Annotated in this window: 25 protein-coding genes, 1 tRNA gene and 1 pseudogene; 12 read left to right on the top strand and 15 right to left on the bottom strand. The window is 64.8% G+C overall.

What is annotated here, in order from left to right; translation table 11 throughout:
• Positions 1-413: 413 nt before the first annotated feature.
• The 10 genes from J4G43_RS30610 to J4G43_RS30655 form a co-directional block, all read right to left on the bottom strand.
• Complete coding sequence (locus J4G43_RS30610) at positions 414-1,985, bottom strand: porin (RefSeq protein ID WP_208087256.1); 1,572 nt, start codon at positions 1,983-1,985, stop codon at positions 414-416.
• A 576-nt stretch (positions 1,986-2,561) separates the two neighbouring features.
• A tRNA-Ser gene (locus J4G43_RS30615) sits at positions 2,562-2,655 on the bottom strand.
• A 443-nt stretch (positions 2,656-3,098) separates the two neighbouring features.
• Positions 3,099-3,365 carry a hypothetical protein gene (locus tag J4G43_RS30620; protein ID WP_014494734.1) on the bottom strand — a complete coding sequence of 89 codons (267 nt, stop codon included), beginning with the start codon at positions 3,363-3,365 and terminating at the stop codon, positions 3,099-3,101.
• 1,507 nt (positions 3,366-4,872) lie between these two features.
• A complete protein-coding gene (gatB, locus tag J4G43_RS30625; protein ID WP_063982826.1) occupies positions 4,873-6,351 on the bottom strand; it encodes an Asp-tRNA(Asn)/Glu-tRNA(Gln) amidotransferase subunit GatB in 1,479 nt (492 codons plus the stop codon).
• On the bottom strand, positions 6,348-6,650 hold the full coding sequence (locus J4G43_RS30630) for a hypothetical protein (protein ID WP_208087258.1): 303 nt from the start codon (positions 6,648-6,650) through the stop codon (positions 6,348-6,350). Before J4G43_RS30630 ends, gatB begins: the two co-directional genes overlap by 4 nt.
• Complete coding sequence (gatA, locus tag J4G43_RS30635) at positions 6,641-8,116, bottom strand: Asp-tRNA(Asn)/Glu-tRNA(Gln) amidotransferase subunit GatA (RefSeq protein WP_208087259.1); 1,476 nt, start codon at positions 8,114-8,116, stop codon at positions 6,641-6,643. The genes J4G43_RS30630 and gatA overlap by 10 nt, the downstream gene beginning before the upstream one ends.
• Positions 8,113-8,328 (bottom strand): hypothetical protein, encoded by a 216-nt coding sequence (locus tag J4G43_RS30640; RefSeq protein WP_014494728.1) that lies wholly within the window; start codon positions 8,326-8,328, stop codon positions 8,113-8,115. The genes gatA and J4G43_RS30640 overlap by 4 nt, the downstream gene beginning before the upstream one ends.
• A gap of 79 nt (positions 8,329-8,407) precedes the next feature.
• Positions 8,408-8,695 (bottom strand): Asp-tRNA(Asn)/Glu-tRNA(Gln) amidotransferase subunit GatC, encoded by a 288-nt coding sequence (gene gatC / locus J4G43_RS30645; RefSeq protein ID WP_063982824.1) that lies wholly within the window; start codon positions 8,693-8,695, stop codon positions 8,408-8,410.
• A gap of 77 nt (positions 8,696-8,772) precedes the next feature.
• Entirely contained in the window at positions 8,773-9,849 is a 1,077-nt protein-coding gene (locus J4G43_RS30650) for an NAD(P)H-dependent flavin oxidoreductase (RefSeq protein ID WP_208087260.1), read from the bottom strand.
• 105 nt (positions 9,850-9,954) lie between these two features.
• Positions 9,955-10,980: an NAD(P)H-dependent flavin oxidoreductase gene (locus tag J4G43_RS30655; RefSeq protein WP_208087261.1), complete on the bottom strand. Its 1,026-nt coding sequence runs from the start codon at positions 10,978-10,980 to the stop codon at positions 9,955-9,957.
• Between the two features lie 97 nt (positions 10,981-11,077).
• On the opposite strand from J4G43_RS30655, the gene J4G43_RS30660 reads away from it, so the two are divergent.
• Complete coding sequence (locus J4G43_RS30660; RefSeq protein ID WP_208087262.1) at positions 11,078-11,968, top strand: LysR family transcriptional regulator; 891 nt, start codon at positions 11,078-11,080, stop codon at positions 11,966-11,968.
• Between the two features lie 187 nt (positions 11,969-12,155).
• Entirely contained in the window at positions 12,156-13,091 is a 936-nt protein-coding gene (locus tag J4G43_RS30665) for a cyclase family protein (protein WP_071913117.1), read from the top strand.
• A 68-nt stretch (positions 13,092-13,159) separates the two neighbouring features.
• On the opposite strand, the gene J4G43_RS30670 is transcribed toward J4G43_RS30665, so the two are convergent.
• Positions 13,160-13,375 (bottom strand): hypothetical protein, encoded by a 216-nt coding sequence (locus tag J4G43_RS30670; protein WP_208087263.1) that lies wholly within the window; start codon positions 13,373-13,375, stop codon positions 13,160-13,162.
• A gap of 46 nt (positions 13,376-13,421) precedes the next feature.
• Between J4G43_RS30670 and ruvX the strand changes: the two genes are divergently transcribed.
• Positions 13,422-13,907 (top strand): Holliday junction resolvase RuvX, encoded by a 486-nt coding sequence (ruvX, locus tag J4G43_RS30675; RefSeq protein ID WP_208087264.1) that lies wholly within the window; start codon positions 13,422-13,424, stop codon positions 13,905-13,907.
• Between the two features lie 3 nt (positions 13,908-13,910).
• On the top strand, positions 13,911-14,834 hold the full coding sequence (locus J4G43_RS30680; RefSeq protein ID WP_208087265.1) for an AEC family transporter: 924 nt from the start codon (positions 13,911-13,913) through the stop codon (positions 14,832-14,834).
• Positions 14,835-14,849: 15 nt separating this feature from the next.
• Here the strand turns inward: J4G43_RS30680 and J4G43_RS30685 are convergent, their stop codons facing one another.
• Positions 14,850-15,614 (bottom strand): CPBP family intramembrane glutamic endopeptidase, encoded by a 765-nt coding sequence (locus J4G43_RS30685; protein WP_208087266.1) that lies wholly within the window; start codon positions 15,612-15,614, stop codon positions 14,850-14,852.
• 54 nt (positions 15,615-15,668) lie between these two features.
• Positions 15,669-16,418, bottom strand: a complete 750-nt coding sequence (locus tag J4G43_RS30690) for a M15 family metallopeptidase (protein WP_208087267.1) — start codon at positions 16,416-16,418, stop codon at positions 15,669-15,671.
• A gap of 205 nt (positions 16,419-16,623) precedes the next feature.
• Between J4G43_RS30690 and J4G43_RS30695 the strand changes: the two genes are divergently transcribed.
• The 4 genes from J4G43_RS30695 (at position 16,624) to J4G43_RS30710 (ending at position 20,935) form a co-directional block, all read left to right on the top strand.
• Positions 16,624-17,571 (top strand): aspartate carbamoyltransferase catalytic subunit, encoded by a 948-nt coding sequence (locus J4G43_RS30695; RefSeq protein WP_014494716.1) that lies wholly within the window; start codon positions 16,624-16,626, stop codon positions 17,569-17,571.
• 5 nt (positions 17,572-17,576) lie between these two features.
• Positions 17,577-18,878 (top strand): dihydroorotase, encoded by a 1,302-nt coding sequence (locus tag J4G43_RS30700; protein WP_208089455.1) that lies wholly within the window; start codon positions 17,577-17,579, stop codon positions 18,876-18,878.
• A 47-nt stretch (positions 18,879-18,925) separates the two neighbouring features.
• The gene (plsY, locus tag J4G43_RS30705) at positions 18,926-19,522 is read left to right on the top strand and encodes a glycerol-3-phosphate 1-O-acyltransferase PlsY (protein ID WP_208087268.1); all 597 of its coding nucleotides are present in this window, start codon (positions 18,926-18,928) and stop codon (positions 19,520-19,522) included.
• A gap of 210 nt (positions 19,523-19,732) precedes the next feature.
• Entirely contained in the window at positions 19,733-20,935 is a 1,203-nt protein-coding gene (locus tag J4G43_RS30710) for a patatin-like phospholipase family protein (protein ID WP_208087269.1), read from the top strand.
• Here the strand turns inward: J4G43_RS30710 and J4G43_RS30715 are convergent.
• Positions 20,927-22,171, bottom strand: a complete 1,245-nt coding sequence (locus tag J4G43_RS30715) for an amidase (protein WP_208087270.1) — start codon at positions 22,169-22,171, stop codon at positions 20,927-20,929. The genes J4G43_RS30710 and J4G43_RS30715 overlap by 9 nt on opposite strands.
• Positions 22,172-22,484: 313 nt before the next feature.
• On the opposite strand from J4G43_RS30715, the gene J4G43_RS30720 reads away from it, so the two are divergent.
• The 4 genes and pseudogenes from J4G43_RS30720 (at position 22,485) to dprA (ending at position 25,118) form a co-directional block, all read left to right on the top strand.
• Complete coding sequence (locus J4G43_RS30720; RefSeq protein WP_408581447.1) at positions 22,485-22,910, top strand: DoxX family protein; 426 nt, start codon at positions 22,485-22,487, stop codon at positions 22,908-22,910.
• 106 nt (positions 22,911-23,016) lie between these two features.
• A pseudogene (locus J4G43_RS55385) lies at positions 23,017-23,130 on the top strand (DNA-processing protein DprA); the annotation flags it as partial.
• Positions 23,131-23,340: 210 nt separating this feature from the next.
• Positions 23,341-24,045, top strand: coding sequence for an ABC transporter substrate-binding protein (locus J4G43_RS30725; RefSeq protein WP_208087271.1), 705 nt, complete (start codon positions 23,341-23,343; stop codon positions 24,043-24,045).
• A complete protein-coding gene (dprA, locus tag J4G43_RS30730; protein WP_208087272.1) occupies positions 23,991-25,118 on the top strand; it encodes a DNA-processing protein DprA in 1,128 nt (375 codons plus the stop codon). The genes J4G43_RS30725 and dprA overlap by 55 nt, the downstream gene beginning before the upstream one ends.
• Here dprA and J4G43_RS30735 read toward each other — a convergent pair.
• Complete coding sequence (locus J4G43_RS30735; protein WP_028152772.1) at positions 25,115-25,525, bottom strand: winged helix-turn-helix transcriptional regulator; 411 nt, start codon at positions 25,523-25,525, stop codon at positions 25,115-25,117. The genes dprA and J4G43_RS30735 overlap by 4 nt on opposite strands.
• Between the last annotated feature and the right edge of the window lie 20 nt (positions 25,526-25,545).

Raw genomic sequence — 25,545 nt, forward strand, 5'->3', positions numbered from 1 at the left:
GCCGCAGCGCGTCCGGACGTGAGCTGCTGAAGAAGAGCTGAAGCTCGCGCGTGATCTTCAGGTAAGCCTTGCTCGACACTGAGCCCCGAGCGCTCCCTGGTCGCAGTCCGATCGGCAAGCTCGCCGTTCCACCTCCTCGAGGATGAAGGCGTCGATTGCCGCCTGCTGCAGCGTCAGGACGATGGGGCGATTGCAAGGCCATGCCGTCAACGGCAGTCGGCCCGTTGCATACATTGCGCGGAGATGCCCGCAGCGCAGGGGCCCCTCCTCCGTAACAGCCTCGTCCAGATCGTCACGGACGATGGAGCACGGGAGCAACGCCAGCCCTCCGCGGCGTTAGAACAGCCATGCCGCCAAAAGAAAAGCCCCGGCGGTTTCCCGCCGGGGCTCTCTGTCAGGTCGTTAGACCAAACTTACCAGTTGCGCTGAGCGCGGAGCAGCAAGCTGACCGTGTTCTGATCCTTCAGCTCGTACACAGCACCCGGCTTTGCGACAACTGCCGCAGGGCCAGCAGCGAGCGTGCTGATCGTGCCCGCGAACTTCTGGTCGAGCATGGTGTAAGCCACGTCCGCCGAGAAGGTCAGGTTCTTCACCGGCGTCCAGCGGGTGATCAGACCGATCGTGCCGATGTTGAAGTTCGGGTTGCAAGAGGTGATACCCGCAGTGGCGGCACCCAACGTAGCGAGTTGGTTGCAAATGAGAGTCGCACCACCGTTGCTGTACGTCAGCTGAGCGTACGAACCGTAGATCGCGGTGTTCCAGTACGGATCCCAGTTGTGGGTGTAGGCGCCGCGCATACCCCAGCTCGTAACCGTGTTGATACCGGTTCCGTTGGCGAACACACCGTCAGCCGCACCGGCAATGCCAATGCTCTGATAGGCACCAGCCAGGTTGGTACCGCCGAACATTGCATAGTTCTGCGAAGCCAAGCTCTGGAAGTTGTAGCGGGTCGCACCGTCGGTGTAGACCGCCTGGACGTTGATCACGTCGCCCGCACCCGTCGGAATGTTCTTGATGGACAAGGCCGCCTGGACAGCCCAGCCCCACTTGTCGCCCGGATGACCGGCTGCTTCGGTTCCGACAAGCCCCGGAGTCGCGTAGTACGCTACGTGGTTGTTATGCGCCGCGGCAGACAACTGGAACAGACCCCAAGCCTGGTCAATACGGACCATACCCTGGATGTCAGGAGCCCGCGTGCCGCCGAAGGCATTGATGCCGTAGCCGCCGGTACCAACGTTCGCGACCGAAAAGCCGGCGCTGGTGTTGTACAGGTTGCTCTGATAGTAGGCCGTCGGATCCACCGCCGAAATCGCGGCAGTGATGCCCTGACCGAAGTCGGCAGTATAGGTGAACTGGTTCACACCAGTGACCGTGCCGCCGCCGCCGGTCAGACCGTCGAAGTTGTTACCCGGATAGTTGGTCCAGGGGGCGTCGAACTGGGCAACAGCTTTACCCATCGTGAAGCCCGCGAACTGGATGAAGGCGTAGTACACGCCGAGCGTACCGCCGGCGATTGCGCCTGCGTTGGCATTGTTGGGTCCGCCAACGCCCGTAGCGCCGAGCTGCGAGTAAACGGTGGAGCCGTTGCCGGTGCCGTTGCCCGTGTAGTTATCCGTCGTCCACGAGAACACCACGTCGGCGAAGGTACGAACCACGCCGTATTCGGTCGCGGTGCGCGTGTCGACGTTGAAGTCTTCACGGGCACGAGTGACGTAGTAGTTCGTCAGACGGTTCGCAGAACCGTTAACACTGCTGAAGTTACCGTTGAAATCGGTAGCGTTGATCGCGACTTCAGCACGCAGGTAACCACCCAGCTTGATGCAGGTGTCAGTGCCCGGGATGTAGTAGAATCCGGCACCGTACAGGGAGCAGATCTTCACGTATTCGACCGCTTTGGCCTTCACGGGGAGATCGGCTGCCTGTGCTCCGCCAACGGCAATCAGACCTGCCGCTGAACCGAGCAAAAGGCTCTTAACCAACTTCATGTTAAACCTCCAAGTTTGCTCTATAGGGAAGGTTCCGGATCCGCTGGGTGACGACACCCTAAGGTTGGTTCCCTTGTCCCTTAACTTACCGCTTAGTCGCTTCGCGCCTTCGGACACACCCGCTGAACGCGAGGGACTTAAGCGAACCACCTAAAACGGGACGACCTCGGGATGCCCCCCTCCGTCGCTCAGTCACAATTACCGAACGTCTTTGCACACACAACAAGAGAACGCTCCGTAGCGAGCCCATGACGTTTGTTTTCCGAAGGGTGTTGCACAAATAACACGCAGATGTGATCGAAGCGCTCTCGCAACATATTGTTTTTGCTTAGTTTTCTAGGACGGTTCCGTCTGCCGTCAAAATTCCCCACCTGAGGCGCTGTGGACGGAACTCCAGCCTGAACAGGCTTTGACGCGCACGAATCGTGGAATCAGAAGGAGACTCAAGGAGAAGGCACACAGGTCTTCCCGCGACTCTCCACCAGGCGCAGACATGGTCGCGGCAACGCTGAAGGCGCGCTGCGAAGGCTCTTTATCGATGGTGGGGATGATTGAGACCGGAGCGGACAGCTCGGCTGGCGGAGACGGAGGGATTCGAACCCTCGATAGGCCTTTACAAGCCTATAACGGTTTAGCAAACCGCCGCCTTCAGCCACTCGGCCACGTCTCCAATATGCCGGGTATGCCCGACACGGCGGCGAGCCGCAAGCGGCAGAATCAAGGTCTGTGCGTTCTTTCACCTGAAAGCGACCGCCGGACGACCGCGAAAGCCTGGCGCATGGATCAGCGCGGCACGCGCAGCCGATTCGCGCTCTCTATATATGTGTGCATCCATCCACGGGATTGCCGGATCCGCCGCTGCGAGGGCGCATTCAGCACCACCTCGCCGGCTCAGATATTGAACCAGACGCCGGAGCTGCGCCGGGACGGAAGGCCCAAGACCTCTATATCCCCGGCAAGAGGCCCGTCTTGTGCGGCCGTCCGGGTTCCAGAGCGGAATCGTCGGGCGGCGGCTCGGTCATGCCGCGCGGGTCGATGCGGCGACACGACGAAGGAACTTGATTGAGCGCAATCCGTCCCCGTGAAGACAAGGGTGTGGATGCGATTCTCGGCTCAGTGAGCCGAGACCCACGCCCTCGCCTCGCGCTGCGCGGCCGAGATCTCGGCGTCCGACATCTGCCCGGCGACTTCCTGGCGCAGCGCCACGGCGTCCTTGCGGCCCTTCAGCGCGGCGAGGTTGAACCATTTATGTGCGGCGACGAGGTCGACGAGGCCGGAGCGGCCGCTCGCCCAATAGATCCCGCGCTCGAACAACACGTCCGACAGCGCGCTCGCGTCGATCGGCGTCGCCGTCTCCAGATCGAAAGTACCCTGAAACATAACGCATCCCCTTTTTTTCTGCCGCCTCGTTCCCCCGAGCGCGGCTCCCGTCCAAAGACCTGTTCAACTCATCCCCATGCCGTTTGCCGGCTTGTTGGAGGCGATGATGGCGGGCAAATTTGAATGGCAGTTTAAGTATCGCGATGAAGCAGACGTAAACGCACCCGCACGGGGCGCGCGCGACGAATGCAAGAAGTCCCCACTTTGCAGGCACTTCTGCGATTCGTCAGATTCGGTTTACCCTGGGATTTTGGGAGAACGATAACCATCGCGCGCGGTGACGCGCGCCCTGCGGTTACAATTCGTGGGAGGGGCGCGTTGTGGGAGGGGCGCGCCGGCAAGGCCACACGGGCGCCTCGCGTGGCCACCCCGTGGCAGACAAGGCCGCGCAGCGCGAAGCGCGCGACTTTAGGAATCGGAGCGACGGCCTCGCATTGCGCCTGCGCGGCGCGCCGTCGCGGCAAACGACAGTTCGCCGCAGCCCTCGCCTGCCCCAAGGCAGCGCGGCCACGTCACGGTCAGATCAGCAATGTGGGAAAAGGGAATGCCAATACCCCGGCCTCAAAAGAACGAGGGCGTCGGCGAACACGTCAGGACCAGATTCCACGTTGGCCCGAAGGCCGCTTGTGAAATTGCGGAGCCCTTGAGAAGGAGAACCGCACCGAACGAAGAAAACTTGTTTCTTCTGCCGGACCGTACTTTGGCGAGCGAACCCGCGAAAGAGAACGATCCGACCGTTGGCCTGATGTCTCGCCGACACCCTCTATCGCCGACCAGAACCTGTTAGAAGGCGCTGATGACGTGCCGGCTCTCTAGGAGCCGGCAACTTCAGAAGCGAAGTTACTTCTTCTTCGCGACCTTGCGGGTCTTCTTCGCAGTCTTCTTCACTGCGCTCTTCGCCTTCTTCGCCTTCTTCGCCTTCTTCGCTTTCTTGGCCATGTTGCCCTCCGATGTGTGAGATGGCTGTAATCGCTGCATGCAGTCGGGGATCGAATGCACACTCATCCCGAATACACCAACACGACGAAAAAAACAGCTTCTCGCTTAAAGAAGTGTTGACGGCACAACGCGCCTGCGCTTGGCGAGCGCGATGCGGGCGCAGTGCATGACGCGTGCTTGCGATCGCGGGGAGTGCCCGCATCGTCGATGTTTGCGCGAGATGCGATTGCAGAAAAACACTACACGGCAAGTATTTTTCTGCACGCGCGCATCGCGCATGCGCGATGCGATGATGTGCATCGTCGATCCCGCGATCGCCGCGCAAGGGCGCTTCGCGGACTCTGAGTCGCGAGTTTTGGCAACGAAAATATTTTCATGCTTAACGGCGCAAGCGCTCGTCAGCGCGTGTGGAAGCCGCCGTTTTGCGCGAATCGCGTGGCGGCGATTCGGCCGCCGCATCGCCGTCGGTCGGGATGGAGTTTGCCGCCGAGGGTGCGCGCGAGCGTCGCAGCGCGAACCGGAAGCGAGGTGACGAAGCGTATCCGTCACCTCGTTCGAACGTGTGACGTCAGATGCCGAGCTTCGACTTCAAGAGGTCGTTGACGCTCTGCGGGTTGGCCTTGCCGCCGGACGCCTTCATCACCTGACCGACGAACCAGCCGAGCGACTGCGGCTTGTCCTTGACCTGCGCGGCCTTGTCGGGATTGGCCGCGATGATGTCGTCGACCACCTTCTCGATCGCCGAGAGGTCGGTGACCTGCTTCATGCCGCGGCTTTCGACCAGCGCGCGCGGATCGCCGCCCTCCTGCCAGACGATCTCGAACAGATCCTTGGCGATCTTGCCGGAGATCGTGCCCTCGCCGATCAGGTCGATGATCGCAGCCAACTGCTCGGCGTTGACGGGAGAGGCCGTAATATCCCGGCCTTCCTTGTTGAGACGGCCGAACAGCTCGTTGATCACCCAGTTCGCCGCCATCTTGCCGTCGCGGGCGCGGTTGCCGAGCGTGTCCAGCACCGTCTCGTAGAACACCGCGCTCTCGCGCTCGGCGACCAGCACGCTCGCATCGTAAGCCGACAGGCCGAAGTCGGCGACGAAGCGCGCCTTCTTCTGGTCCGGCAGCTCCGGCAGCTCTGTCTTCAGCTCGTCGACGAAGCTTTGCGAGAATTCGAGCGGCAGCAGGTCGGGATCGGGGAAGTAGCGGTAGTCGTGCGCCTCTTCCTTGGACCGCATCGATCGCGTCTCGCCCTTGTTGGGGTCGTAGAGCCGCGTTTCCTGGTCGATCTCCCCGCCGTCCTCGAGGATCTCGATCTGGCGCCGCGCCTCGTACTCGATCGCCTGGCCGATGAAGGTGATCGAGTTCATGTTCTTGATCTCGCAGCGGGTGCCGAGCGGCGCGCCCGGCTTGCGCACGGAGACGTTGACGTCGGCGCGCAAGGATCCCTTCTCCATGTCGCCGTCGCAGGTGCCGAGATAGCGCAGGATCGAGCGCAGCTTGGTCACATAGGCCTTGGCCTGCTCGGCGTCGCGGATGTCGGGCTTGGAGACGATCTCCATCAGCGCCACGCCGCAACGATTGAGATCGACATGGGACATGGCCGGCGACTGATCGTGCAGCAACTTGCCCGCGTCCTGCTCAAGATGAAGGCGCTCGATGCCGATGGTCGCGGTCTTGCCGCCATCCAGTTCGACCACGACCTCACCTTCGCCGACGATCGGCGACTTGTACTGGCTGATCTGGTAGCCCTGCGGCGAGTCCGGATAGAAATAGTTCTTGCGGTCGAACACCGAACGCAGATTGATCTGCGCGTTCAGCCCGAGCCCGGTCCGGACAGCCTGTCTGACGCATTCCTCGTTGATGACGGGCAGCATGCCTGGCATCGCGGCATCGACCAGCGACACGTGGCTGTTCGGCTCGCCGCCGAACGTGGTGGACGCGCCCGAGAACAGTTTTGAGTTCGACGTCACCTGGGCATGGATCTCCATGCCGATGACCATCTCCCAGTCACCGGTGGCGCCCTTGAGAAGCTTGTGCGTGGCCGTGCTCATGTCCTGCTCCCGAGCAGCGTGGCAGCGATCCGCTCCCACTCCGCCTCCAATGAATCCTTTGCCGTGGGTTGGCCGGCCTGGCGATACCAGTAGCCGGCATTGCCGAGATCGCCTTCGACCCGGTGCAGATAGGCGTGCACCCAGGCGGCGTCGCGGCTGCTCTCGTCCTGAACGATCTTGTGCGCCTGATCCCAGTCGCCCTTCGCGGCCCACCAGAGGCCGGCGAGCGGCGCGTTCAGATCCGGCGCGGGCGCCGCGCCGTCGAGGCTCGCGATGAACGCGGCGACATTCACCACCACCTCGCGGGCGTGAAGCGGCCGGCGGCCTGCTCGATCACCTCGCCGAGCGAGAACAGCGTCTCCTCGTCGAACGGACGTCCGATCAGCTGCAGGCCGAGCGGCAGGCCTTGCGCGTCCTTGCCGGCGGGCACGGCGATGCCCGGCAGACCCGCCATGTTCACAGTCACCGTGAAGATGTCGTTGAGATACATCTCGACGGGATCCGCCCCGCCCTTCTCGCCGATGCCGAAGGCTGCCGACGGCGTCGCCGGCGTCAGGATCGCGTCGACGCCCTTGGCGAAGCAGTCCTCGAAATCCTTCTTGATCAGCGTCCGCACCTTCTGCGCACGCAGATAATAGGCGTCGTAATAGCCGGCCGAGAGCACATAGGTGCCGATCATGACGCGGCGCTTCACCTCGGCGCCAAAACCCTCGGCGCGGCTGTTCTCGTAGAGCTCGATGATGTTCTTGCCCTGCTCGCGCAGTCCGTAGCGCACGCCGTCATAGCGCGCGAGGTTGGAGGACGCCTCCGCCGGCGCCACGATGTAATAGGCCGGCAGCGCGTATTTGGTGTGCGGCAGCGACACTTCGACGAGCTCGGCACCGGCCGCCTTCAGCCAGGCCGCGCCCTCGCTCCAGAGCTTCTCGATCTCGGCCGGCATGCCGTCGAGGCGATACTCCTTGGGGATGCCGATCCTGATGCCCTTCACGGACTTGCCGATCGCGGCCTCATAGTCCGGCACGGCAATATCGACCGATGTCGTGTCCCTCGGATCGTGCCCGGCCATCGAGCGCAGCAGCATCGCGCTATCGCGCACGCTGCGCGCGATCGGACCGGCCTGGTCGAGCGAGGAGGCGAAGGCGACGATGCCCCAGCGCGAGCAGCGGCCGTAGGTCGGCTTGATGCCGACCGTCGCGGTGAACGCCGCCGGCTGGCGGATCGAGCCGCCGGTGTCGGTCGCGGTCGCGCCCATGCACAGCAACGCCGCCACGGCCGAGGCCGAGCCGCCGGACGAGCCGCCCGGCACCAGCGTCGTGTTGCTTCCCTCACGCCGCCAGGGATTGCCGACGGGGCCGAAGCACGAGGTCTCGTTGGCCGAGCCCATCGCGAACTCGTCATTGTTGAGCTTGCCGAGCATCACCGCACCATCGCGCCACAGCTGCGAGGTCACGGTGGATTCATAGGTCGGCACGAAATTGCCGAGAATCTTCGAGCACGCCGTGGTGCGCACGCCCTTGGTCGCGAACAGATCCTTGATGCCGAGCGGGATGCCGGCGAGCGGGCCGCCCTCCCCCTTGGCGATCTTCTCGTCCACGGCCTTCGCCATGTCGCGCGCGCGATCGGGCGTCTCCATCACGAAGGCATTGAGCACGCGCGCGGCTTCGATCGCGTTCAGATGCGCGTCGGTCAGCTCGAGTGACGTGAAAGTTTTTGCCGCGAGACCCTTGCGGGCCTCGGCGAGCGTCAGCGATGTCAAATCGGTCATTTATTGATCGGGCTGCAGAAGAACGGAGACAGGGTTTTGTCGTTGGCCGGGTCGTCTTTTTTCTTGGCGGCGGCGTTCGCGGCGGCCTCGATCTCGTCGAGCACGGCATTGACGGCGACGTTGGGATCGGCAGCCTTGCCCTGCCGCTCCATCTTGTCGAGATAGTTCATGTAGGCCTGATAGGCCTTCTCATCGTCGCAAAGCATGCACATCGGACTTGGTCCTAAGGCTCTTTAGTTTGACGCGTTTTCTTGACGCGAACCGGCTTCCACTTCGCTCGAAAACGCCACGTCACTCGACCACCTTGGGCACAAGAAAGAAGTGACCTTCGGTCGCGGGCGCGTTGGCAACGATATCGTCGGCGATCTCGCCGTCATTGACCACGTCCTGCCGCTTCTTCATCTGCATCGGGGTGACCGAGGTCATCGGCTCCACGCCCTCGACGTTGACCTCCGAGAGCTGCTCGACAAAGGCGAGCATGGCGTTGAGCTCGCCCTGCAGATGCGGAACCTCGCCCTCGGAAACCGCAATGCGCGCCAGATGCGCGATGCGGCGGACGGTAGCGTCGTCGACGGACATTATATAAGGCCTCTCACGGCAAAATCTAACTGCCGTATAGCAGAGGCCGGTTTTGCGCCGCAACCGGCGGCGCGACCTTAGCCAGCCAGTCCCTTCATGCGGGCCAGGGCCGATTTGGCAAAATCCCGGGTCAATTCGGCCGCGGGGACCTCACGGCCCAGGGCCACGGCCTGGCCGGCCCAGAGATTGGTGAAATCCACCCTGCCCTGCTTTTCGGCAGCTGCCTTGAGCGGCCCCAGCGCGGTCGCGGCATGGGGAAACGGCGGCGCCTCGGGCGAGATCGGGCCGGCTTCGCGCATCAGGCGGTTCTGGACGCCGCGCGCCGGACGCCCGGTCATGACATTGGTGATGACGGTGGAATCGTCCCGCGCTTCAGCCAGCGCCTTGCGCCCGCCCGCGCTGACCTTGGATTCCGGGCAGCGCAGATAGGCGCTGCCGATCTGCACGCCGGATGCGCCGAGCGCAAAGGCTGCGGCGATGCCGCGCCCGTCGGCGATACCGCCGGCCGCGATGACAGGCACCTTCACGGCGTCGGCGACCTGCGGCACCAGCGCAAAGGTGCCGGGCTGCTCGGAGATCTTGTCGGTCAGGAACATGCCGCGATGGCCGCCGGCCTCGGCGCCCTGCGCAATGACGGCATCGACGCCGCGCTCTTCCAGCCAGACTGCTTCCTTCACCGTCGTAGCGGACGAGATGACGAGGCAGCCGGCAGCCTTGACGCGCTTGAGCAGCGCCTGATCCGGCAGGCCGAAATGAAAGCTGACGATCTCCGGCCTCAGCTCCTCGACGACCTCGCAGAACGCGGCGTCGAACGGCGCACGGTTCGCGGCGTTGATGGGCGCGGCGGGATCGAGGCCGTGCTCGGTGTAATAGCCCGTGAGCCGCTGCTTCCAGCGCGCTTCGGCTTCGGCCGTGAGGTCAACCGGCGTGTGGCAGAAGAAGTTCATGTTCACCGGCGCCTTCACGCGCTGGCGAATGATGTTGACCTGCTCGCGCGCCTTCTCCGGCGACAGCATCGCGCTCGGCAGCGAGCCGAGCCCGCCGCCCTCTGCCACGGCGATCACCAGTTCGGCATCCATCACACCGGCCATCGGCGCCAGCACGATCGGGAATTCGGTCTTGAAGAGATCGATCAGTCGACGGTCAGGCCACATAATTCTTGCCTCATGTTCGCTCTTCCCTCTCCCCTTGTGCGAGAGGGTGGATCGCCGCGCAGCGGCGAGACGGGCGAGGGGTTTGCATCCGCGGAGACAGACCCCTCATCCGGCGCGGATTGCATCCGCGCCACCTTCTCCCACAAGGGGAGAAGGAAAAGAAGAAACCGAGTTGCGCCTGCCGGCGAGCAATTGCTCCGCTTCAATCGCAATCCGCTCCACGATCTCGGCGGCCGGTGCAATATCATGAATCAATCCGACCGCCTCGCCCGCGATCACCGCCGCGACGTCGAAATTGCCGGCGGCCTTTGCCGCGACATAGTCCGCCGCGACTGCGGCAACATTCTGCATCAGCTCGACCTCGCGGCCGATCCAGCGCCTGGCGTGGTCGTTGATGAGACACCTTCCCGTGAAAGGCGCCGGCCAGACATTGTTGCGCGAGAGATCGAAGATGATGCTGCGCACGGTCGTGCCGCTGTTCGCTGCGCAGATACGCCGCTTGGCCTCCTCCGCGCCATCAGCCTCCCGGCTCGCATAGAAGCGCGTGCCGAGCAGCACGCCGCTCGCGCCCAGCATCATCATGGCGGCGAGACCGCGCCCGTCGGCGATGCCGCCGGCCGCGACGACAGGCACGTGGCCCGCGGCAAGATCGACGATTGCAGGCACGAGATCGACGGTGGTGCGGGAGGCGCCGTGACCGCCCGCCTCCGTGCCCTGCGCGATCAGGATGTCGGCGCCGGCATCGAGCGCCTGCCGCGCCATGGCTTCATCCTGCACCTGGCAGATCAGGCGTGCACCTGCGGACTTGATCTTCGGCGCGAACGGCGCGGGATCGCCAAACGACAACATGATCGCAGACGGTCTTGCGGCGAGTGCGACATCGAGAAGCTCGGGCCGCTTGGCGAGGCTCCAGGTGATGAAGCCGATCCCGAATGGCGCCGACAACCCCGCGAGCTTCGCAGTCTCCTGCTCCAGCCACACCTTCTCGCCATAGCCGCCGCCCAGAATGCCGAAACCGCCGGCACGGCTCACAGCCGTCACAAGCCGGCTGCCGGCAACGATGTCCATCGGCGCCAGTAGGATAGGATGCTCAATCTCCAGCAGCCTGGTCAGCGACGTCTCAATGGGCATAGCCCCTCCCTGATCTGGACAGGGAGACTAGGCGCGACTAGCATTCTCGAAAAATGAATTGTTGCGAACGCTGCCATCACAAAAGCGAAACGACGCCATGGAACTCAGCGATATCCAGACCTTTGCCGCCGTCGCCCGCACCGGCGGCATCACCCGCGCCGCCGAAGAGCTGAACACGGTGCAATCCAACGTCACCCAGCGCGTGAAGGCGCTGGAAGCGGAGATCGGCACACCGCTGTTCGAACGCCACAGCCGCGGCATGACGCTGACCGGCGCCGGCAAACGCCTCCTCCCCTACGCACAGCGGATGGCCGCGCTATCGCGGGAGGCCGTGCTCGCCGCGCGTGACGACGGCGAGCCGAAGGGACCGCTCGCGATCGGCTCGATGGAGACGACGGCAGCCGTGCGCTTGCCGTCCCTCCTCGCCGATTTCCACCGCAGCTTCCCTGCCGTGCGGCTGAGCCTGCGCACCGCGACCACCGCCGACCTCGTCGCGGGCGTGCTCGAAGGCGCGCTCGACGGCGCCTTCGTCGCGGGTCCCATCGCACATGCCGACCTCACTGCGACGAGCGCGTTTCGTGAAGAGCTGGTGCTGGTCAGCGCGCGGCGCTGGGCCTCACTTGCCGAGCTGCGCGCCGGCACGCCGGAGTCCGGTCCGACCGCGCTGGTGTTCCGCACCGGCTGCACCTACCGCCAGCGTCTCGAACAGATCTTTGTCGAGTTCGGCTGGCCGTCGGCGGCGCGCTTCGAGCTCGGCACGCTCGACGGCATGATCGGCTGTGTCGCCGCCGGCATGGGCGTGACGCTGCTGCCGCGCGCCGTGGTCGAACGCAGCGCGATGGCCGGCAGCGTGTCGATCCACGCGCTGGGCCCGTCACATGCGCGCGTCGAGACGCTCTTCATCCAGCGCAGCGCCGGACATCAATACAGCGCGCTTCAAGGTTTCATGTCCTGCCTGAAGAAAGACAACGACGTCATCGCGGCCTGACACCGGCGCAGCGTTCCACGCGGCGAAATTCGTCACAAATCCATCGCGCTTGAATTAGTCTGCGCTGCGTTCAGCCGCCGCAGCGCAGCAGCTCGAAATGCTTTGAAGCACGCATCCGTTCTACGTTAGGATGTGTCACTGGCCAGCGCAAAAACACAACGAAGCCAAAACATCGGGAGGACTATCGATGCGCAATACGCTCGTGTTGTGCTGTGTCGCCGCGTTGTCGGCGATATCAGGAACTGCAAGCGCACAAGACTGGACCAAATCGAAATGGGGACCGAACGACGAGATCGGTGCCGCCAATTACATGACGCCGGAGCTGGTGGTGAAGGCCGCCTCGCTGGTGAAGACCGGCAAGACCTACGCCCTCGGCATTCCCGTCACGCCACAGACACCCGCCTATCCGCCACGCACATTCAAGCTCACCATCGTTCAGCCCGGACAGGCCGGCAGCCCGGGTCTCGGTCCAAACAAGGCGACCTATAACGACGACATCCTTGATACGTGGGTCGGCATCGGCAGCCAGCTCGACGGCCTCGGCCATCTCGGCGTCGAGCACGTCTATTACAACGGCAACAAGCTCGCCGATTTCGCCGATCCGAATGGCTTGAAGAAGCTCGGCATCGAGAAGGTCCCACCGATGGTCACGCGCGGCGTGCTGCTCGACATGGCCGCCTATTTCAAAACCGACATCGTGAAGGAAGGCACCGCCTTCAACGTCAAGGAGATCGAGGAAGCCGCCAAGCAGCAGAACGTCGAGATCCGCCAGGGCGATGTCGTCATCTTCCACACCGGCTGGCTCAGCCTGATCGGCAAGGACGACAAGCGCTACTCGGCCGGCGAGCCCGGTCTCGGCGTCGAAGGCGCGAAGTACCTGACCGGCAAGGGCGTGGTCGCCATCGGTGCCGACACCTGGGCGCTCGAGGTGCTGCCGTTCGAGTCCAAGAACGTATTCGAAGTGCACCAGATCCTGCTCGCGATGAATGGGACCTACATTCTCGAGAACATGGACACCGCCGCGCTCGCTCGCGACAAGGGTTACGAATTCCTGTTCGTGCTCGGACAGCCGCGCTGGACCGGCGGCGTGCAGGCGATGATCAACCCGATCGCGATCCGCTGATCGGCGACGTACTCAGCGGGCGAGGATCGGCCTGCCGCCCCGGCAGGCGCCCTCGCCCGACCTGTCCGTCATCGCGGCCTCAGATGCCATCGCCGCAATGCAACGAAGGCCCAGATGGCTTCGACGAGGCCAAACGGCCAAGCGCCCTGCAGGAAGCCGTAAGCCGAGCCGAACGCGCAGGACGCCGCGAACAGCAGCACGAACCAATGGCTGCGATCCTCAAGGGCATAGCAGACCAGCATCGCCGTCACGGCAAACAGGCCGAATAGTGTCAGTGCATCCATGTTCCGGGTTCACTCCGCGGCGCGACGCGTGATATGCGCTAACACCATGCCGGCTCTTATCCTGCCTCTCGTCGATGCTGCAACCCACTGGCCCGAACGCGGCGGGTTGGTCGGCCTTGACCTCGGCACCAAGACCATTGGTGTTGCCGTGTCCAATCCGGACCGGCGCCTCGCGACGGGCGTCGAGACCATCCAGCGCAAGGCGTTCAAGCAGGACGCGGCGCGGCTGCTCGCGATCGCGGCCGAGCGCAAGGCGGTCGGCTTCGTGCTCGGCCTGCCCATCAACATGGACGGCAGCGAGGGCCCGCGGGCGCAATCGACCTGCGCCTTCGCCCGCAACCTTGCCGGGCTGACCACACTCCCCATCGGCCTCTGGGACGAGCGCCTGTCGACCGCAGCGGTCGAGCGCGAGCTGATCGGCATGGATGTCAGCCGCGCCAAGCGCGCCGAAGTGATCGACGAGCACGCCGCGATCTTCATCCTGCAAGGCGCGCTCGACCGCCTCGCCAATCTTCGCGCGGCATCGGGCTGATCCATGGCCGTCGTGATCGCGGCGCTGCTGCCGGTCTTCATCCTCATCGTGCTCGGCGTGGTGCTGAGGCGCACCCTGATGCGGCTCGACACGCAATGGCATGGGCTGGAGCGGCTGACCTATTTCGTGCTGTTCCCGATGCTGCTGATCCAGACGCTGGTGAAGGCCGACCTCTCCAGGGTGCCGGTCGCCGGCGTCGGCGGCGCGCTGTTGCTGTCGGTGCTCGCGATGTCACTGCTCTGCCTCGCGCTCCGCCCGGCGCTCGCGCGGTTCGACGTCGACGGTCCCGCCTTCACCTCGATCTTCCAGGGCGCGACGCGCTGGCAGACCTATGTCGCGCTCTCGGTGTCCGCCAACATGTTCGGCGATGTCGGACTGGCGCTGGCGTCGGTGGCGATGGTCGCGATCATTCCGCTGGTCAACGTGTTCAGCGTTGCCGTGCTCGCGCACTATGCTTCGCCCGAGAAGCAGTCCGCCCGCGCCATCGTCATGACGGTGGTCCGCAATCCCCTGATCTGGGCTTGCGTGATCGGCCTCGTCATCAACGTCATCCATCTGCCGCTGCCAAAGATCTGGCACGAGGTCGCGGATGCCCTTGGCCGGTCCTCGCTCGCCATCGGTCTGCTCGTCACCGGCGCCGGCCTGCAGCTCAAGGGCCTGCTCCGCCCGAGCGTGAGCGCAACCATCGGCGTGGCGTTCAAGCTGGCACTGATGCCCGTGCTCGCGCTGGCGCTCGCCGCCTGGTTCGGGCTCTCGGGCGACAGCCTGGCGATCGTCGCAATCTGCGCGGCGGTACCGACCTCGCCCAGCGCCTATGTGCTGGCCCGCCAGATGGGCGGCGATGCGCCGCTGCTGGCGCAGATCATCACGCTGCAGACGATCTTGGCGGCGGTCACGATGCCGATCGCGATCGCGCTGGTGGCTTAGGCCTCGTGCGAGGCCTCAGCTCCCCAGCCACATCGTCAGCACCACCGCCGTCAGATTGTTCAGCGCATGCAGCACGATGGTGAGCCAGAGCGAGTTGGCGCGATAGCGCATGTAGCCGAACCACAGGCCGATGGAGAAGACCTCCGCGAGGAAGTACATGTCGTACTGCAGGTGCACGACCGTCCACACCAGTGACGACAGGATGATCGCGCCGGGCACGCGCAGGAAGCTCGCCGACCAGCCGCGAAACAGGAAGCCGCGCGCCAAAACCTCTTCCGACATCGGCGCAGCGACACTGAACGCGAACAGCAGCATCACAGCCGCGCCCTTGTCGCGGCCCGATTTCAACAGATCGGTCATGAAGCCCGGCGTCGCCTCGCGGCCGAGGCTCCGCGACATCGTCTCCCAGGCGACCACGATCAGGACAAGCCCGATGGCGCCGAACAGCATTTGCTTCCAGGACGGCCAATGCAGCGCGAGGTAATCGACGAACGAGGCCTTCTTGATGCGGATGGCGAGCCATACCGCGGCCAGCGTCGCCGGCAGGCCCATGGTCACCGACAGCGCGAGCGCCGCGGGCTCGCGACCGACACGCTGGATCGACATCAGGTCGAGGGGATCGCCACGGTCCCAGGCCAGATAGAGGATGGCACCGATCTGGCCGACAAACATCGCGACGAAGATGAGCAGGCCCCACACCGCCGTGCCCCAGAACTTCCAGACGCGCGGTGCGGCTGGCGTCACGGTCATCGGCGGGAGATCGGGATTGAGGGAGTCCATTCAAGCGCTTTCGTTGGGACGGCACCGTCATTCCGGGGCCGTTCGCACGACGATCTACTTCGTTCGCGGCGGAATCGGGAAATCATAGGCCGCCCCGCCCGCCCCCGGCAGGGAAAAATGCCACCACTCCTTCGCATAGTTCACAAAGCCTTGCTTCGCCATCGCGGCCACCAGCCGCTTGCGCCAGGCGCGCTGGTCCGGATTGATCGACGGTGCCGCAGTGTGCCCCTTCGCGTCCGTGCAGTCGTAACCCGTGCCCATGTCGACGCTGCCCTCCGGCAATCGCGCGTCGACCGGCGCCGTGCAATCGGCATAGGTTTTCGACGGGTCGTATCTGGCGGAATTGTCAGCCTTGAGATCGACCAGCGTGAGATCGAGCGCCGCGCCCGTGGAATGCTGCGAGCGGCTCGCGATGTAGCCGAGGCGGAACAGCTCGGTCTTCGAGATCTTCGGATTGTAGCGCCGCTCGGCCGCCGTCTCGAAGCCGTTCTGCGACCACCTCACCATGTCGAGCGAGGCCCGCGCCGGCCGGTAGCAGTCGAACATCTTCAGCGACAGGCTTTGCGCCGCCAGCTCCTGCTGAACCGCCTTCAGCCGCAGCCCCACCTCCCGCTTCACCACGCATTCGCCGGCGCCGTAACCGGCGAGCGGACGGCCGACGAAATTGTTCGAGGTGGCGTAGCGGATGTCCTGGATGATGCCGGGATCAATGTCGCGCAAATAGACGAAGCCGCCGGGGAGCGATTGGGCATGGGCGGAGCTGATAACGGTTGCTGCCAAGAGCACGGTCAAAATTGTTTTCAACTGGAGCTCCCCACATCGTCATGGCCGGGCTTGTCCCGGCCATCCACGGCCTTTTACGTCAAATGCGAATGAAGCACGTGGATGCCCGGGACAAGCCCGGGCATGACGGAGAGGATGAGCCCAGACCGACAGATCAGGGGATAACTCCCCGCCCCGGCATTGGCCCTTGCCCCCCCAGCCATCCCCGCCTATAGCTCTCGTTTTAATGACATCGAAATCGACCTTCGTCCTCGGCCACCGGCATTTGCTGGGCATCGAGGGCCTTTCCGCGGCCGACATCACCGGCCTCCTCGACCTGTCCGAAGAATATGTCGAGCTCAACCGCCAGGTTGACAAGAAGCGCACCGTCCTGCGTGGACGGACGCAGGTAAATCTGTTCTTCGAGGCCTCGACCCGGACCCAGTCCTCGTTCGAGCTCGCCGGCAAACGGCTGGGCGCCGACGTCATGAACATGTCGGTCTCCTCCTCGTCCATCAAGAAGGGCGAGACGCTGGTCGACACTGCGATGACGCTCAACGCCATGCACCCGGACATTCTGGTGGTTCGGCATCACGCGTCCGGCGCGGTGGAACTGCTGGCGCGCAAGGTCGACGGTTCCGTGATCAATGCCGGCGACGGCGCGCATGAGCATCCGACGCAGGCGCTGCTCGACGCCCTGACCATCCGCCGCAACAAGGGCCGGATCGAGGGCCTCGTGGTCGCGATCTGCGGCGACGTGCTGCATTCGCGTGTGGCCCGTTCCAACATCATCCTGCTCAACACCATGGGCGCCCGCGTCCGCGTCGTCGGCCCCTCCACGCTGCTGCCGCCCGGCATCGAGCGGATGGGGGTCGAGGTCGCGCGCGACATGCGCGAAGGGCTCAACGGCGCCGATATCGTCATGATGCTGCGGCTCCAGCGCGAGCGCATGAACGGCTCCTTCGTGCCGTCGACCTCCGAATATTTCAACTATTTCGGGCTGGACCAGAAAAAGCTCGCTTACGCCAAGCCGGACGCTCTCGTCATGCATCCCGGTCCGATGAACCGCGGCGTCGAGATCGACACCGCGGTCGCCGACGGCGCGCAATCGCTGATCCGCGAACAGGTCGAGATGGGCGTGGCGGTACGGATGGCCGTACTCGAAGCGCTCGCCCGCAACTTGCCGAACGCGTGATGCTCATGCTGACTGACCGCCGTCCCATCCTGCTTGCCAACGCCCGCGTCGTCGATCCCAGCAGGGATTTCGACGGCCCCGGCGATGTCCTGATTGCCGATGGCATCATCCGCGAGACCCGCCGCGGGATCGGAGCGGCCGGCGTCCCCGAGGGCACCGACGTCGTCAACTGCGCCGGCAAGATCGTGGCCCCCGGCCTGGTCGACATGCGCGCCTTCGTCGGCGAGCCCGGCTTCAGCCATCGCGAGACCTTTGCCTCCGCGAGCCAGGCGGCTGCGACCGGCGGCATCACCACCATCATCTGCCAACCCGACACGTCTCCGGTGATCGATAATTCGGCGACCGTCGACTTCGTGATGCGCCGCGCCCGCGACACCGCGATCGTCAACATCCTGCCGATGGCGGCGCTCACCAAGGGAATGCACGGCGAGGAGATGACCGAGTTCGGCCTCCTCAAGGCCGCCGGCGCGATCGCCTTCAGCGACAGCGACAAGAGCGTGATCAACGCGCAGGTGATGCGCCGCGCGCTGACCTACGCGCGCGATTTCGACGCGCTGATCGTGCATTACACCGAGGATCCCGATCTCGTCGGCGAAGGCGTGATGAACGAGGGCGAGTTCGCCTCGCGGCTCGGCCTGATGGGCATCCCGAACGCGGCGGAGGCCGTGATGCTGGAACGCGACATGCGTCTCGTCGCGCTCACCGGCGGGCGCTATCACGCGGCGTCGCTGACCTGTATCGACTCGCTCGACGTCCTCAAGCGCGCCCGCGACGCCGGCCTCGCCGTGACCGCCTCGGTCTCGATCAATCATCTTGCGCTGAACGAGAACGATATCGGCCCCTACCGATCGTTCCTGAAGCTGTCGCCGCCACTGCGGACCGAGGACGACCGCCGCGCGCTGGTCGCGGCGGTCGCCTCCGGCCTCGTCGACGTCATCATGTCCGACCACAATCCGCAGGACGTCGAGGTCAAGCGCCTGCCGTTCGCGGAAGCCGCACCCGGCGCCATTGGGCTCGAGACCATGCTGCCGGCGGGCCTTCGCCTCGTGCACAACGAGGAACTCGACCTGAAGACGCTGATCCGGGCCATGTCGACGCGGCCGGCCGAGATCCTGGGCCTGCCGGGTGGAACCCTGCGCACGGGCAGCCCGGCCGATGTCATCGTGATCGATCCCGATGTGCCCTGGATCGTCGATCCCGCCGACCTCAAATCGCCCTGCAAGAACACGCCGTTCGACGAGGCCCGCTTTACAGGCCGCGTGGTGCGCACCATTGTCGGCGGACGGACGGTCTACGAACATGTCTGACGGGCAAATTCATGCGTGGCGTCGCAGTTCAGCATGGAGATGCGGCCATGGGGCTTGAAGCCTTCCTGCCGGTGGCCTTTGTCATCGGCTACCTCCTCGGCTCGATTCCGTTCGGGCTGGTCCTGACCAGGCTCGCCGGCACGCAGGATATTCGCTCGATCGGCTCCGGCAGCATCGGCGCCACCAACGTGCTGCGCACGGGACGCAAGAGCCTTGCCGCGGGCACCCTGCTGCTTGACGCGCTCAAGGGCACGGTCGCGGTGGTGATCGCCGGCTACATCGCGGGACCCGATGCCGCCATGGTGGCCGGGCTCGGCGCCTTCCTCGGCCATCTCTTCCCGGTCTGGCTGAAGTTCAAAGGCGGCAAGGGTGTCGCCGTCTATATCGGCATCCTGCTCGGCCTGTTCTGGCCCGGCGCGATCGTGTTCTGCCTGCTTTGGCTCGCCACCGCCTTCACCACCCGCTACTCCTCGCTGTCCGCGCTGGTGGCGGCGTTCATCACCCCGATTTTCCTGTGGTGGTTCGGGCACCTCGCGCTCGCATCGCTGTTCGCCGCGCTGACGCTGCTCTTGTTCTACGCGCATCGCGAGAACATCAAGCGACTGCAATCCGGCAAGGAAAGCCGGATCGGCGAGAAGGCCTAGAGCGTTTTCGAGCGAAGTGGATACCGGTTCGCGTCAAGAAACGCGTCAAAACAAAATCCAAGGCCGGAAAAAGTACGGATATCGCCGCACCGCCTCCGCATTATGTGCCAATTCCTGTTCGCAACTCGGAAGCTGCTCGCGGCCGGAGTGGCGAACGAGTTCCACGCCTGTCATCCTGACAGCGGAAATGGCGTTACGCGGTTGCTCAGAATGAGCGAGAAGATTGTCGGCACGCATGACGGGTCCGGTTCGCACGGTGCTTCCAGCACCGCAGCAAGCCGGCTGCTCTCGATGACCAATGTCTGGTCCGATGCGCCATCGCCGCTGCCCGCGCCCGAGCCTGCTCCCGTACCCCCGCCAGTGACCCGGCCTGCGCCCGTCGCGCAATCCGCCGCGCCAGTCGAGATCGTGACCATTGCCGCGCCGGTCGCGCCCGTGCAGCCGCACTCCGGCCAATGGCCGCCGCAAAGATTGTCGCTGGCCCTTCAGGGCGGCGGCACTTTTGCAGCCTTCACCTGGGGCGTGCTGGAGCGGTTGCTCGAAGAGCCCTCAATCGAGATCGACACCATCAGCGGCGCCAGCGCCGGCGCCATCAATGCGCTCCTGCTCGCCACCGGCCTTGCCGAAGGCGGACGCGAAGGCGCCCATTCGCGGTTGAACCGGTTCTGGGCCCGCCTGATGCACGAGGCCTCGTTCCGCTCCTTGATGCTGGTCGGCGGATTCTCGCCGGCGGGAAGCTCGGTCGCGTTCGGTCCGACGCTGCGCTCCGGCCAGTTCGATCCGTTCGATCTCGATCCACTGCGGCAGGCGCTGTCGCGCGACATCGATTTTGCCGCCTTGCGCGACGCGGCCTGCCCAAAACTGCTGATCGCCGCGACGCGAATCCGCGATGGGCAGCAGCAGATCTTCCGCAACGATTGCATTACCGCCGACGTCGCGCTGGCCTCGACCTGCCCGCCTTTGGTTCACTGCGCCGTCGAGATCGACGGCGAGGCCTATTGGGATGGCGGCATTGGCGGCAATCCGCCGCTGGTGCGCCTGGCGCAGGAATCGACAGCCTCCGATCTGCTGCTCGTCCAGGTCACGCCCACGCGCGACAGCTACGTGCCGATCACGCTCGCCGCGATCGACCGCAGGCTCGACCAGATCGCAGCCAACGCCGCCCTCAACGCCGAGATCGCGGCACTCGAATGGGCGCGAGCCACGGCTGCACCTTCGCTGCGGCTCTCCAGGATCGCGGCCGAAGACTCCGTTGAGGGCCTGGCGCAGCGCTCATCCACGGATCTCGGCCGCGGCTTCATTCGTACGCTGCACCGGAGTGGCCGCGAGGCCGCCGAGCGTTGGCTCGGACAAGGCGCGACAGGCGCCGAGGCCGAACGCGTGCTGCCCGCCGCTGAGCCTGCGCTAGCCTGATTTCGCCAGCGCATCCTCCAGGAACCACGCCGCCGCAAGCGCGCCCAGATCGTTGCCGAAGCGCGCGATCACCTGCACGCCGATCGGCAGGCCTCCGACCTTCAGCACCGGCACGTTGACGCAAGGATTGCCCATCAGCGTCCAGAGCCGGTTGTAGCGGGGCGAGCCGGTCGAGGCGAGCTCCTTGGCCGGCGCGGTGCCCGCCGCCGAATAGGTCAGCAGCACGTCAAAACCCTCGAACAGCTCGCCGAGCTCGCGGCGGCCACGGCGGGCGATCCGACGCGCGTCGTCATATTGCTTCGGCGTCAAGCCGACGGTGTCATCGAGGCTGGCACGCAGCATCGGCGCGATCTCGTCGTGATGCTCCGAAAACTCCCAGGCCAGCGCGCGATGCGCCTCGAAATCCTGGATGATCGGGTGGATGCGCCAGGCTTCCTGCACCGACTCCGGCAGATCGATGGTCTTGACACTGGCACCGGCCTTCTCGGCCGCCTTGATCGCAGCCTGCAAGCCCTCTTCCGCCGCCGGCTCCACGGCCTCGGCAAACTCCTGCCTCACCACGCCGATGCGCGGCGCCTTGGCCGCGGCGATGCCATCGAATTCAGTGCGGCCGGTGATCGCCAGCAGCCCGCGCGCGAGATCTTCCGCGCGCGATCCGAACAGGCCGACAGTATCAAGCGCCCATGAGTAGCACTTCACGCCGATGGTCGGCAGCATCCGGAACGACGGCTTGATCGCGGCAGCCCCGCAATAGGCGGCGGGCCGGATCACCGATCCGCCGGTCTGGGTGCCGAGCGCCAGCGGAATCATGCCGGCGCCGACGGCCGCGGCCGAGCCCGAGGACGAGCCGCCCGGCGTATGGCCGAGATTGTGCGGATTGAGCGTCGGGGTCGGATCGCGCGAGGCGAACGCCGTCGTGGTGGTCTTGCCGATGATGGTGGCGCCTGCCCGCTTCAGCATCATCACGACCGGCGCGTCGGAGCGCGGCTGCCAGCCGCGATAGATCTCCGAGCCCATCTCGGTCGGCATGTTGGCGGTGTCGATGATGTCCTTGATGCCGACGGCGATGCCGCGCAGCGGGCCGGAGGCTTGCGCCTTCGCGGATTTGTCGTGACGGACGAAGGCGTGGACGTCCTTCTCCCTGGCCTCGATCGCCGCGTGCGACTGGGCGATTGCGTCATCGGGCGAAAGCTCGCCCGCTTCGATGCGGCGCTGGAGGTCGGCGAGTGAGATCATGGCAATACCCTTCTTATTGCCATCGCTTTTAGCATCGGGACGAGGTCGCGCAAGCGCACGTGGACGCGGTCGATCCATGCGTGCAGTCGACCGGGACCAGCGGCTCGACCAGAGCATCCGCGTCCGCGGGCGCCGCGCGGATGAGATCAAAAATGGAAACAGTATCTTTCAATTATTTCTATTTTTATCGCGATTCAATCGAGCCAGTGTGAGGTCACAACGCAAGGGCCCTGCGGCGCGCACTCTCTTACGAACCACAAACGCCTGGTGCGTCACCGCCGTCGGACCTCAACCAAGCACAGGAGCGATGACCATGGATACGACCCGTTATGCTTCCCTCGTTGGCCGCCTGCTGATCGGCCTCCCGTTTGCAATGAGTGGCTTCAGCAAGCTCACCGCTTATGGTGCGACGACCGCTTACATCGCCGCTGCGGGATTGCCGGTGCCCCCGTTGGCATATGCGATCGCAGTTCTCGTCGAGCTCGGTGGCGGTCTCCTGCTGATCGCGGGCTATCAAGCCCGCTCGGTCGCGCTGGCGCTCGCCATATTCTCGCTGGCCGCGGCAGTCTCGTTCCACAACAACTTTGCCGACCAGAATCAGATGATCCACTTCCTCAAGAACGTGATGATGGCAGGCGGCCTGCTCCAGATCTTTGCCTTCGGTGCCGGTGCGCTCAGCCTTGACGCTCGCGTCTCGCGGAGCGGCGTCGCTGTCGCTCGGGCGGCCCACGCGCGTTGAATCGACGACCTTGCGGAAGACCCGTCGACCACGTCGGGTCTTCCTGCAGCGCCTTTGAAGCCCGATCAAGCGCACGCAACTGTTGTCCACGCCCTCAGGTTGTTCCATGCTGCCTCCACAAGGAGACGCCGTGGACGCCATCAATCCGAGCGTTGAGCTGACCGAGGCTGAGCGGATCGACCGCCTGCGGCTGATCCGCTCTGACAATGTCGGGCCGCGTGGCACTAACGCGGAAACGCCGCAACCTTTGCGTTAGTTCTAAATTGCCCCGACAATCAAGGCGATGAGATTCGAATTGCCGGACTGTTGGACGCTCACGCCGTCTCGGCTTAGGCTGTGCGCCTTCTGACCCAACCTGTTCATTGACGCGGCTGGACCAATGTCGAAAAATGCTTACTCTCTGCCAGAGGATAAGCGATTTAGCGGTGCTATGAAACGACGCGGATTCATCACTTTGGCTGGCGGGGCGTTGGCGTGGGCAACGGCCGCACGCGCTCAGCAAGTGAAGCGCGTCTCGCGGATCGGCCTTTTCCTCCCCCCACCGCGAAATTCGGAGGTCGATGCGTTCCTCGTTGCGCTTCGCGGTCTCGGTTGGGTTGAGGGCGAGAACGTCCACGTTGAATATCGCGACGCCGACGGCGACGATAACCGACTTCCGGCGCTGGCTGCTGAACTGGTCGCCCTCGGCGTCGACGTCCTCGTGACAGCCACATTTCCCGGGGTTCTTGCCGCGCACCGTGCGACGACCACAATTCCAACCGTGATGATCGTGGGTCCCGATCTGGTGACCTTGGGCCTTGCAGCCAGCATGGCTCATCCCGGTGGCAACATTACGGGACAGACCTTTTTCCTTACAGAACTAGCTGCGAAGCGGTTAGAGGTGCTTGCGAGCATAGCTCCCTCGATGACCCGCGCAGGGGTGCTCATGCAACGAGGCACCCCCCTGAACAACGGCACAATGAATGCCATGACGAACGCCGCGCGGGCAATGAAGGTTGAGCTGCGACCGATCGAGCTTGACATCCCCGGCGACCTCGACAACGCGCTACGCCACTGTTGCCCACGCCCTCAGGTTGTTCCATGCTGCTCCCACAAGGAGACGCCGTGGACGCCATCAATCCGAGCGTTGAGCTGACCGAGGCTGAACGGATCGACCGCCTGCGGTTGATCCGCTCCGACAATGTCGGGCCGCGCACCTTCCGTTCGCTGGTCGATCATTTCGGCACGGCGCGCGCCGCGCTGGAGCGGCTGCCCGATCTGGCGCGCCGCGGCGGCGCGGCCCGTTCCGGGCGCATCTGTAGTGCCGATGAGGCGAAGGCCGAGCTCGCCGCGAGCCGCAAGTTCGGCATAGCTTGGCTCGCGCCCGGTGAGGACGGCTATCCATCGCGGCTCGCCACGCTCGACGATGCGCCGCCGCTGCTCGCCGTGCGCGGCGACACCACGACGCTGATGCGTCCGATGATCGCGATCGTCGGCTCGCGCAATGCCTCTGGCGCGGGACTGAAATTCGCCGGTCAGTTGGCCCGTGAGCTTGGCGAAGCTGGCTTCATCGTCATCTCGGGGCTCGCCCGCGGCGTCGATCAGGCCGCGCACCGCGCCAGTGTCGAGAGCGGCACCATCGCGGTGCTCGCCGGCGGACATGACTGCATCTATCCGCCCGAACATGGCGACCTGCTCGCCTCTATCCTCGATCACGCGGGCGCTGCGATCTCGGAGATGCCGCTCGGCCATGAGCCGCGCGCCCGCGACTTCCCCCGCCGCAACCGGCTGATCTCGGGCGCCGCGCTCGGCGTGGTCGTGGTCGAGGCGGCGCATCGCTCGGGCTCGCTGATCACCGCGCGCATGGCGGCAGAACAGGGCCGCGAGGTGTTCGCGGTGCCCGGCTCGCCGCTCGACCCGCGCGCCGCCGGCACCAACGATTTGATCAAGCAGGGCGCAACGCTCGTCACCGAAGCGTCCGACATCATCAACGCAGTCGCACCGATCATGGAGCGGCCGCTGATGCATCGGGCGAGCGAGCCCGATAGCGAACCGTTCGAGAGCGATCCGCAATCACACGACCGCGACCAGATCACCGGCCTGCTCGGCCCTGCCCCGATCTCGATCGACGATCTGGTGCGGATGTCCGGCGCATCGCCAGCCATCGTGCGCACAGTGCTGCTGGAGCTCGAGCTTGCGGGGCGGCTTGAACGCCACTCTCTTCTCTAGGTGTCGTTGCGCTCATCGAACCGCGTGCGTGCCGCCGCGATCTGCGCCTGGTGCTCCTTCGCCCATAGCCCAAGCGCCATCACGGGCTGCTGGAGCCCGCGGCCAAGATCGGTCAGCTCATAGTCCACACGCGGCGGAATGGTCGGGAAAATCGTGCGCGTGACGAGGCCGTCGCGCTCCAGCCCGCGCAGCGTCAAGGTCAGCATCCGCTGCGAGATGCCGTTGATCATCCGCTTCAGTTCATTGAAGCGCTTGGGCCCGTCGCTCAGCATCATGATGACGAACACGCTCCATTTGTCGCCGACGCGCGCCAGGATCGAGGCGACCCCGCGGCAGTCCGCGTGGTCGCGATCCGGCATCTGGGGCGCAGGAAAATCGGTGTGTGCAGGTCTCAAAGATGTGCCCATGGCTCAAAAAAGTGCGTTCT

Source organism: Bradyrhizobium barranii subsp. barranii, assembly GCF_017565645.3.
GTDB lineage: Bacteria > Pseudomonadota > Alphaproteobacteria > Rhizobiales > Xanthobacteraceae > Bradyrhizobium > Bradyrhizobium barranii.

Coding starts and splice junctions, on each gene's coding strand:
- J4G43_RS30610 (WP_208087256.1), bottom strand. CDS start 1,985: ATGAAGTTGGTTAAGAGCCTTTTGCTCGGTTCAGCGGCAGGTCTGATT.
- J4G43_RS30620 (WP_014494734.1), bottom strand. CDS start 3,365: ATGTTTCAGGGTACTTTCGATCTGGAGACGGCGACGCCGATCGACGCG.
- gatB (WP_063982826.1), bottom strand. CDS start 6,351: ATGAGCACGGCCACGCACAAGCTTCTCAAGGGCGCCACCGGTGACTGG.
- gatA (WP_208087259.1), bottom strand. CDS start 8,116: ATGACCGATTTGACATCGCTGACGCTCGCCGAGGCCCGCAAGGGTCTC.
- J4G43_RS30640 (WP_014494728.1), bottom strand. CDS start 8,328: ATGTGCATGCTTTGCGACGATGAGAAGGCCTATCAGGCCTACATGAAC.
- gatC (WP_063982824.1), bottom strand. CDS start 8,695: ATGTCCGTCGACGACGCTACCGTCCGCCGCATCGCGCATCTGGCGCGC.
- J4G43_RS30650 (WP_208087260.1), bottom strand. CDS start 9,849: ATGTGGCCTGACCGTCGACTGATCGATCTCTTCAAGACCGAATTCCCG.
- J4G43_RS30655 (WP_208087261.1), bottom strand. CDS start 10,980: ATGCCCATTGAGACGTCGCTGACCAGGCTGCTGGAGATTGAGCATCCT.
- J4G43_RS30660 (WP_208087262.1), top strand. CDS start 11,078: ATGGAACTCAGCGATATCCAGACCTTTGCCGCCGTCGCCCGCACCGGC.
- J4G43_RS30665 (WP_071913117.1), top strand. CDS start 12,156: ATGCGCAATACGCTCGTGTTGTGCTGTGTCGCCGCGTTGTCGGCGATA.
- J4G43_RS30670 (WP_208087263.1), bottom strand. CDS start 13,375: ATGGATGCACTGACACTATTCGGCCTGTTTGCCGTGACGGCGATGCTG.
- ruvX (WP_208087264.1), top strand. CDS start 13,422: ATGCCGGCTCTTATCCTGCCTCTCGTCGATGCTGCAACCCACTGGCCC.
- J4G43_RS30680 (WP_208087265.1), top strand. CDS start 13,911: ATGGCCGTCGTGATCGCGGCGCTGCTGCCGGTCTTCATCCTCATCGTG.
- J4G43_RS30685 (WP_208087266.1), bottom strand. CDS start 15,614: ATGGACTCCCTCAATCCCGATCTCCCGCCGATGACCGTGACGCCAGCC.
- J4G43_RS30695 (WP_014494716.1), top strand. CDS start 16,624: ATGACATCGAAATCGACCTTCGTCCTCGGCCACCGGCATTTGCTGGGC.
- J4G43_RS30700 (WP_208089455.1), top strand. CDS start 17,577: ATGCTGACTGACCGCCGTCCCATCCTGCTTGCCAACGCCCGCGTCGTC.
- plsY (WP_208087268.1), top strand. CDS start 18,926: ATGGGGCTTGAAGCCTTCCTGCCGGTGGCCTTTGTCATCGGCTACCTC.
- J4G43_RS30710 (WP_208087269.1), top strand. CDS start 19,733: ATGAGCGAGAAGATTGTCGGCACGCATGACGGGTCCGGTTCGCACGGT.
- J4G43_RS30715 (WP_208087270.1), bottom strand. CDS start 22,171: ATGATCTCACTCGCCGACCTCCAGCGCCGCATCGAAGCGGGCGAGCTT.
- J4G43_RS30720 (WP_408581447.1), top strand. CDS start 22,485: ATGGATACGACCCGTTATGCTTCCCTCGTTGGCCGCCTGCTGATCGGC.
- J4G43_RS30725 (WP_208087271.1), top strand. CDS start 23,341: ATGAAACGACGCGGATTCATCACTTTGGCTGGCGGGGCGTTGGCGTGG.
- dprA (WP_208087272.1), top strand. CDS start 23,991: ATGCTGCTCCCACAAGGAGACGCCGTGGACGCCATCAATCCGAGCGTT.
- J4G43_RS30735 (WP_028152772.1), bottom strand. CDS start 25,525: ATGGGCACATCTTTGAGACCTGCACACACCGATTTTCCTGCGCCCCAG.